Source organism: Psychroflexus planctonicus, from assembly GCF_014640195.1.
GTDB classification, from domain to species: domain Bacteria; phylum Bacteroidota; class Bacteroidia; order Flavobacteriales; family Flavobacteriaceae; genus Psychroflexus; species Psychroflexus planctonicus.
Window position 1 is genome coordinate 21,017 of the sequence record NZ_BMGM01000015.1, and the last position, 9,033, is coordinate 30,049.

At 32.0% G+C, this 9,033-nt stretch carries 4 protein-coding genes; all 4 read left to right on the forward strand.

From position 1 onward, the window contains the following. The first annotated feature begins 497 nt into the window (after positions 1-497). From IEV72_RS13290 to IEV72_RS13305, 4 genes are read left to right on the forward strand one after another with little or no spacing between them, the layout of a single operon-like run. Entirely contained in the window at positions 498-5,489 is a 4,992-nt protein-coding gene (locus tag IEV72_RS13290) for a translocation/assembly module TamB domain-containing protein (protein WP_188459613.1), read from the forward strand. A gap of 4 nt (positions 5,490-5,493) precedes the next feature. Continuing rightward, positions 5,494-7,755, forward strand: a complete 2,262-nt coding sequence (gene tamL, locus IEV72_RS13295) for a translocation and assembly module lipoprotein TamL (RefSeq protein WP_188459614.1) — start codon at positions 5,494-5,496, stop codon at positions 7,753-7,755. Between the two features lie 9 nt (positions 7,756-7,764). Next, positions 7,765-8,178: a DUF2721 domain-containing protein gene (locus IEV72_RS13300; protein ID WP_188459615.1), complete on the forward strand. Its 414-nt coding sequence runs from the start codon at positions 7,765-7,767 to the stop codon at positions 8,176-8,178. After that, complete coding sequence (locus IEV72_RS13305) at positions 8,168-8,671, forward strand: DUF1905 domain-containing protein (RefSeq protein ID WP_188459616.1); 504 nt, start codon at positions 8,168-8,170, stop codon at positions 8,669-8,671. The genes IEV72_RS13300 and IEV72_RS13305 overlap by 11 nt, the downstream gene beginning before the upstream one ends. Positions 8,672-9,033: the final 362 nt, after the last annotated feature.

Genomic DNA, 9,033 nt, shown 5'->3' on the forward strand with positions numbered 1-9,033 from the left:
ATCAAAGAAGTAAAACATTTTGAGTTACCCTATGTGTTACCCTATTGAAGTATAGCAGAAAGGAAGCCTTGAAAACATTGACATAAACTGAAGGGTTACGGAGCCTCTTTCTCCGCAAACATAAAACTCGCAACTACTGTTGCGGGTTTTTTAGTTTTTAGCCATTCTAAAAGCTAGCTTCTGTAAAGTATATCAAATAATAACAAAAACAGATGCAATCGTGTAGGCATTTTATAATCGCATCAGAAACATAAACAATAAAGTTTAGCATTTCACTTTCTACAGCTTAAACGTTATTCCTATAAAGATTTAACATAATTCCAATAAAGCATAATTTTATTAAGGATTTTAACTTAAATTAAGCATCTTAATTACTATGCAAGTCGCGCTTTGCCTTATTTTTGATTTTTATTAGCAGTGTGGAAAATAAAAAAACAAAATCCAAAAGGAGCTTAACAAGACGTATTTTCCGTTTTGTATTGAAAAGTATATTGGTATTGCTGCTACTTTTCGTGCTTTTGGTTTTATTCATCAGGAGTCCGTGGGGTCAAAATCTTATTGTTAACAAAGTAACCAATTACGTAAGTGAAGAAATTGGCACACCGTTTCAAATTGATAAATTTTATTTAACTTTTCAAGGAAACCTTGCTATTGATGGCATTTATGTTGAAGATCAAGCGCAAGACACGCTTTTGTATTCTCAAGAATTAGAAATTGACATCCCTATTTTACCTATTCTAAAAAACAAAAAAATAAGCCTACAAAACTTAAAATGGTCTGGATTAGTAGCCAATGTAAACCGAAATTCTCCAAACAAAAACTTCAATTACCAGTACATTATAGATGCGTTTGCTAGTGAAGATGAAGCTAACAGCAAACAAAGTCAAGCCTACACTTTTGATGTGAAGAACATCGATTTAACTAATTTTAATTTATCTTATATAGATGATGTGGAAGGCTTAAATTCTTCATTAAAACTGGGTAATTTACAGCTTGCTTTTGAAAAATTTAATATAGAAAATTTAGATTTTCAGTTGAAGAATTTATACTTGAAAGAAACCAAACTTAGTTACTTTCAAGAGAAATCAGAAAACACTGAAGAAGCATCAGCTAAAGCATCAACATCTTCTGAAACGGAAAGCTTTCCTATATTTTTGTTGAACCATTTGGCATTTGAAAATGTAGAAATTGATTTTGAAGATGAAAATAATGGCTTAAAACTAGCTACTAAATTAACCGATTTTCAATTAAATGAAGCTTTTGCAAATTTGAATAAAGATGAATTTAAACTCGAAAAATTTTACTTAGCTGAATCTTATGTTGAAGTAAATATTCCTGAAAGCACTTCAGAAAAAAATGAAGATGTTCAAAACCAATCTAATTTTGTCTGGCCCGCTTATACTGTGGAATTGGATAATTTGGAAATGAATAACAATCGTTTTCAATTTACTGAAGGTGAGCAAAGAATTAAACAAAACACCTTTAACGAAAAAGCCATAGAAGTTACAGATGTTCAGTTGAGTTTGTCTGATTTTGTTTTAACCAAACAAGAACAGACGAATTTTAACTTGAACCAATTTAGCTTTAAAGAATCCAGTGGTTTTGAATTGAACAAATTGGCTTTCAATTTTAATTTGAATAACCAGCAATTGGATTTAAATGCTTTTGCCTTCCAGATGCCACAAAATACAATTAATGCAAATCTAAATTTAGAATTTGATGAAGTTGTACAGTGGATTGAAAATCCACAGGAGTTTAAAAACACCAACTTCAATCTTGATGCAAACTTGAATCTTGCTGAACTGATTTCTGTTTATCCAGATTTGAAACAGATAGATTACATGCAAGAAATTTCAAAAAACCCACTGAAAATACATATTAAATCCAATGGAAATTTAGAACGTTTATCCCTTTCTGAATTGAACCTAAAATGGGCTTCGACACAACTTAAAGCCAACGGAGATTTTACACAATTAAACAATTTAGACCAATTTACTTATCAACTTCAAAATTTCAATTTTACGTCAACCAAAACTGATATTTTAAAGTTTGTAGCGCTTGAACAAGCTAGTTTCAATTTACCCAAAACAATTTATTTCTCAGGTTATGCCAATGGCGATTTGAATAGCTTAAAATCAGAAAGCTTCCTTCGCATTCCTGAAGGAAAATTAAAGTTGTATGCTGATTTGCAACAAGAAGATGAAATTCGTTTAGACACTAAAATCGAGTTGATAAAAATGGATTTGGGTACATTATTGAAGCAACCTAAATTAAAACCTGTTTCGCTAGTGCTTTCAGCAGATGCAGCTGGGAAAAATTGGTATAGCTTAAAAGGACAATTAAACTCTAGCTTCAGCAAACTCAACTACTCAGATTTTGACCTGTCTGATTTGGAATTTTCTGGCAAAATAGACCACAAAAACGCTCATATTCATTTGGGCTTAAATCATGAATATTTAAAATTTACTACAGATGCAGGTGTGGTGTTAGACAGTATTCAACCAAAAGGAAATTTAAAATTGGATTTAGAAGGAGCCAATTTTCAAAAGTTAGGTCTTACTGCAAAAGACATCCGAGGAAAAACCTATTTGAAGGCAAATTTTTCAGGAAATTCAGACAAATTTAATTTCAATACTGAAATAGATAGCACGACTTTAGTTTACGATAATGAAAACTATAAAATCGATAAAATTGAATTAAATGCAGAAGTAAATCAGGACCAAACCAACCTAAGTATACAATCTGGAATTTTGTCTACCCAATTGCAAGCCAATGCACATCCTGATGAAATTCAACTTGCTTTACAAGAACATTTAGCCTTTTATACCAATAATAGCAAAGATTTCAGAGAAACAAATAGCCCGGTTGATATGAAATTAGACATGCGTTTTCATGCATCTCGGTTTATTTCTGAAGTAGCTTTAGAAGGCATAGAAGAATTAGATACCATTGCTTTAGATTTTGAATTTAATGAAGAAAAGCATCAACTAAACTCAAAATTATCCTTACCTAAAATGCTGTATAACGAAACTAGATTAGACAGTTTAGCATTTGCTGTGAATACTAACTTAGACCAAGCCAACTTCAGTTTTGGTTTCAAAAACTTACAGTCAGGTGTTTTAGAAATTGCCAAAACCAAGTTGTATGGAGAATTAAAAGATAGCCGCCTAAGTTTGAATTTTGAAGCATTTAAAGACGAAAAAGAATTTTTCAACATCAATTCTATGTTTACTTTTAAGGAAGATGAAGTTGAATTTTCAATTTTGCCAGAAAAATTCATTCTAAACGAAAATCCATGGCAAATTAGTCCTGATAATTACATTAGGTATTTGCACGGAAAACCTGAAAAAGAAGTTTTGCTAAATGAATTTGAAATAAGCAGAAACCAACAATACGTAGGTTTTAAAAATAATTTTGACGTAGATAAAACCCACGCTGGTATAGCTTTTAAAGATTTTAAACTTTCTACGCTTTTTAGCTATCTGAACAGTGAAGAAGATTTTGCTAAAGGCATTATTTCAGGCGATTTAATTGTGGTCAATCCGTTTGAGAAAATGGGTTTAATTTCAGATTTACAAATTGAAAACTTAGAAGTTTTAGAAAATGAAATTGGCAAATTCAGCTTAAATGCAACATCCGATTTTAATGAAGCCTACCAAATAAATATAGATTTAACAGGCAAGCAAATAGATTTTCATGCTAATGGAAATATTGATAATTCCAGCGGTACACCAAATTATCATTTATCAGCCAGTTTAGACAAATTGAAAATGGAATTTGTGGAAGGCTTTGCTAAAGATTATGTATCTGACACCAAAGGAAGTTTAGCGGGAAAATTCAACTTAAATGGAGCTTCTGAAGAGTTAGATTACAACGGGAATTTTTCATTTATGAATACCGAATTTAAAGTCAACACCTTAAATGCACTTTTTAAAATTGATGACAATAAAATTGAATTTGACAAAAAAGGACTCTATTTTAAAGATTTCATTATTAAGGATGTAAAGGATATCGCATTTACACTAAACGGCGATATTGGAATTGCAGATTTACTAAACCCAACATTTAATTTGAATGCAAAGAGTAAGAATTTTCAAGCCTTGAACTCTACCAAAGAAGATAATGATGTATACTACGGGAAAGTAAATTTTGATGCAGATATTTCTTTGTTAGGCGATTTAAATTTTCCAAAAGCAGAAGGCGAAATTGCAGTTCGAGAATCTACAGATTTTACCTACATCGTTCCGCAATCTCAAGTTGGAACTGTTGAGCGAGATGGCGTTGTTGTATTTGTAAACAAGAAAAATCCGAAGGATATTTTAACTCAACAAGATGAAGATCAATTTGATGCTGTTATTTCTGGAATTGAAATAAATACCTTGTTGAAAATAAACCCAAAAACCAAAGCTAAAGTTGTTATAAACCCAAAAACAGGAGACAATGTTAAATTGGTAGGTGGCGGAGATTTACGTTACAAAATGGCAAGAAACGGAACCATGTCTTTAGTAGGTAAATACGAAGTAAGCGAAGGACAATTTGAAATGAATTTGTATAATTTGGTGTCTAGAAAATTTCAAATTGCAGAAGGCTCCAGTATAAAATGGTCTGGAGATCCGTTAAACGCAGATTTAGATATTAGAGCCATTTACAACATCAAAACATCGGCATCTTCCTTGATGGCTTCTCAGACTTCATCGGCTTCATCTAATGTTCAAAATCAATACCGACAACAACTTCCTTTTAATGTTTATTTAGATGTGGGAGGAGAAATAAATGCACCTGAACTCAATTTCAAGTTAGATATGCCTGAAGGCGATAAATCTGCAATTAATGGAACAGTTTACAGTCGTATTAGGCAAATAAACCAACAACAAGATGAGTTAAATAAACAGGTTTTTTCTTTATTAGTTTTAAATCGGTTTTACCCAAATTCTGGAAGCGATGGTAGTCAAGGTGGAGCAGCCAATATTGCGCGAAGTAACATTAGTCAGGCGCTATCTGACCAATTGAATACCTATGCAAATAAACTCACAGGCAATACAGGAATACAATTAAATTTTGATGTAAACTCTTACACAGACTACCAATCTGGACAAGCAGACAATCGAACGGATGTTGACATTAGCGCTCAAAAGAAGTTAATGAACGATAGACTTATTGTTGAAGCAGGAAGTCAAGTAAACGTAGAAGGCGATTTGAGACCCGGAGAATCTAATGTAGCTTTAGGAAATGTAAGTGTACAATACCTAATTACAGAAGACGGAAGATGGAAAATTAAAGGCTTCCGCCGAAGTGAATACGAAAATGTAATTGATGGTCAGGTTTTTATAAGTGGAATAGCTTTGATTTTCACCCGCGAATTCAATCAATTTAAAGAACTTTGGCAAACAGAATTCATGAAAGATGAAACCAAAGAAGAGACTGAAAATGAAGCAGAAAATTCTGAAACTAATGAAGAAAACAAAACTAAAATAGAAGAAGAAAAATAAGTTCATGAATAAATATAAAATACTTTTTCTTTTCATCGGCTTGAGTTTGCTCAATTCCTGCGCTATTAAAAAATACATGCCAGAAGATGCCTTTCTCTATTCGGAAGGTAAGGTGGTTTTGGAAAGTAAAAATGATATTGAAGATAAAAAATACGTACAAGAAAGAGTAGACGAGGTGTTGTTTCCTGAGCCCAATTCTAAATCTCTAGGTTTACGTCCGGGATTACACTTTTATTACAAAGCACAACGAGAAAAACCAGGTTTTATAAATAAGTTTTTAAACAAAAGAATAGGAGAAGAGCCTGTATATTTTTCAGAAGTTAAGATAGATAATACAATTAAAGTACTGGAAAACCGCTTAGAAAATTTAGGACACTTTAATAGTAAAATTCGACATGAAATAGAAGTTGATAGTAGTAAAAGACAAAAATCAATTACTTACTTTATCAAGCTGAATGATGCGTATAAAATAAATTCTTTTCAATTAGATCCTGAACAAAAAGACAGTCTCCCAATATTTCAAGACATCAAAAAATCACTTTCAGCATCAGAAATCAATAAGCAAAAACGTTTCGACTTAAGTTTATTAAAAGCTGAACGAGAACGCATACATTCAGATTTAAAAGAGCGTGGTTATTATAATTTTAACACCAACTTTTTGCTGTTTGAAATTGATACCAATCAGTATGATAATAAAGGTTTCGACTTATACTTAAGGCTAAAAAATGAAGTTCCAGACGAAGCACTTTCCGTTTATAAGATAAAAGAAGTAAATGTAATTCCTAATGTAGGTTTGGAAATTTCAGACAAAAAAAAGGATACAGTTCGAGTAGGTAAGATTAATTTTTTACAAGATTCAGTTTACTTTAAACCCGAACGCTTGCGTCCATTTATTTTAATTGAAGAAGGAGCGAAATACCAATCTAGTGTTTCAAGAAGTACAAGTAGAAGGTTAAGCAATATAAATACTTACAAATTTGTAAATATAGAATATGAAGATGTAGATAGTACAGACCAAGATAATATACGTTGGTTAAATGCTAAAATAGCACTTTCGCCACTTAACAAACGTTCACTTCGTTTTGAAGTGCAGGGAGTAACTAAATCTAATAATTTTACAGGCCCAAACTTAGGAATTACTTACATTAATAGAAATTTATTTACTTCTGGAGAACAACTTAGGATTAATGCCACCGCTGGTTACGAACGCCAATTTTTAAGTGGAGATCAAAATGGGTTAAGCAGTTTGCAATTAGGCTTACGCAGTACCTTAAGCTTTCCAAGATTATTATTTCCAATAGATTTAAGTCCGAGTTTTAAGTATTCTATTCCGAAAACCAATATTGGAGTTGGTGTAGATTTATTAGACCGGACTGACTTGTATACGCTAAGTTCTTTTTCTACTTCATTTGGCTATAGTTGGGAAGGAAATAAATATGTTACACATAAAATTAATCTCATTAATATAGAATATTTGAGCTTACAAAACACCAGTTCCGATTTTGAAGAAATTTTAGAAAACAACCCATTTTTAAGAAGGAGTTTTGAACAACAATTTATAGCAGGACTCAATTACAGCTTTACCTATAATGCTATTTCAGATCAATTAACAAGTTCAGGAATGTATTTTAATTTCAATTTTGAATCTGCAGGAAATACCTTGGATTTGCTTTCAAGTAAAAATGAAACTCCCAATACATTTCTTGGTTTAGCCTATGCACAATATGTAAAAGCAGATTTTGACTTTAGATATCATTATACTCTTAACGATGAAGGACAGAAATTAGTTGGGCGTTTATTTGCTGGAGTAGGTCTGCCTTATGGCAATTCTACATCTCTACCTTTTGTAAAACAATATTTTGCGGGCGGACCTTATAGTGTTCGGGGTTTCAGAATTCGTTCCTTAGGTCCTGGTGTTTATGAACCAGAATCTGGCACAACTTCGTTTTTTGATCAAGCGGGAGACATTCGGCTTGAGGCCAATTTAGAATATCGTTTTCCAATTATCAGTTTTTTACATGGTGCTTTATTCACCGATGCTGGAAATGTTTGGCTTATGGACGAAAATCCTTCACTTCCAGGTGGGAAATTTAGCTCAAATTTTGTAGATGAATTTGGCGTATCTTCCGGACTGGGTTTACGCATAGACGTTTCGGGTTTTGTTATCAGATTTGACCTAGCTTCACCTTTAAAAAGACCTGCAAAATCATGGAATTTTGAATATGACCAACCGGTGTTTAATTTTGCAATTGGATACCCATTTTAATTTTAAATTATGGAAATTTCACTAACAACACCCGCATTACTTTTTCCAGCTATTTCGCTTTTGCTGTTGGCGTACACCAATAGATTTTTAACCTTGGCAGGTTTAATTCGGAATTTGTATAAGCTGTACAAAGAACAACCCGACCAAAGTATAAAAGATCAGATTTCTAATTTAAAAAAGCGCGTGAGTTTGATTAAAAACATGCAACTTTTTGGTATTGTTTCCTTGTTGCTTTGTGTGGTAAGTATGTTTGCACTTTACGAAGCTTGGTACAGTTTAGGAAGCATCATCTTTGGAATTTCACTGGTTTTGTTAATGATTTCTTTGGTGCTATCCATTATCGAAATTCAAATTAGTGTTAAAGCTTTAAACATTCAATTGGGCGATATGGAAAGTGGAAAGACTGATAACAATGAAAAGTAAAGACTCGAAGATACTAGTAAAAAACGAGCCTTTAACTTTAAGACATAAGAAAGGATTTGGAGCTTGGACGTATCATATTGTTATTCCAAATACTGCTGATATTCAGGGCAAATGGGGAGATTTAAAGGTTTCGGGTAAAATTGATAATTATATTTTGGAAACCATGAATCTAGCACCACGAAAAAACGAAGACAAAATTATTTCCATAAATAAGACCATTAGAAAAGCCATCAATAAATGTCCAGGAGATATTTTACTAGTTAGTTTATATTTACATGAACCACAAAAACCTATTCATCAAAACGAAATTTTATCTTGCTTTAAAGATGCAGCTGTTTTGGAAGAATTTAATCGGCTTGAAGAACTTAAGCAGGGAGAAATTATTGCAGAAATTCAAAATACAAGCGAATCCAATAAACAAGCTGAAAAAATAAATTATTTTATAGAATATTTATTTCAGTTGAAAGATAACACCAATTTAAACTTATTATAAACAGGCTTTAGCTAAATTATTTTTTAATCTAGCAAAAAACCACCCTTACTTAAGTAAAAGGTGGTTTTAAAAATAACTCCAAATAATATCTTTACATCCCTTGCTTCATCAACTCAAGCTCTTTTTTAAGCTTTATTTGTTCTTGAAGAACAAAGATGATGTTTACAAGAATTATAGCAATAGCTATGTATAAAATATAGGATGCCACATTTAGCTTATTGATTTTTTTTAATCGCTTCAGCATGCTTTTATGGCTTTATTTTTTTTATACCAAAATAGCTACCTAAAACTAATCCAGCATATATTAACATGTTAATCGGTGCTTCGGGCACATCGTTTACATTGTCGTTATCAAAATCGAA

Coding starts and splice junctions, on each gene's coding strand:
- tamL (WP_188459614.1), top strand. CDS start 5,494: ATGAATAAATATAAAATACTTTTTCTTTTCATCGGCTTGAGTTTGCTC.
- IEV72_RS13300 (WP_188459615.1), top strand. CDS start 7,765: ATGGAAATTTCACTAACAACACCCGCATTACTTTTTCCAGCTATTTCG.
- IEV72_RS13305 (WP_188459616.1), top strand. CDS start 8,168: ATGAAAAGTAAAGACTCGAAGATACTAGTAAAAAACGAGCCTTTAACT.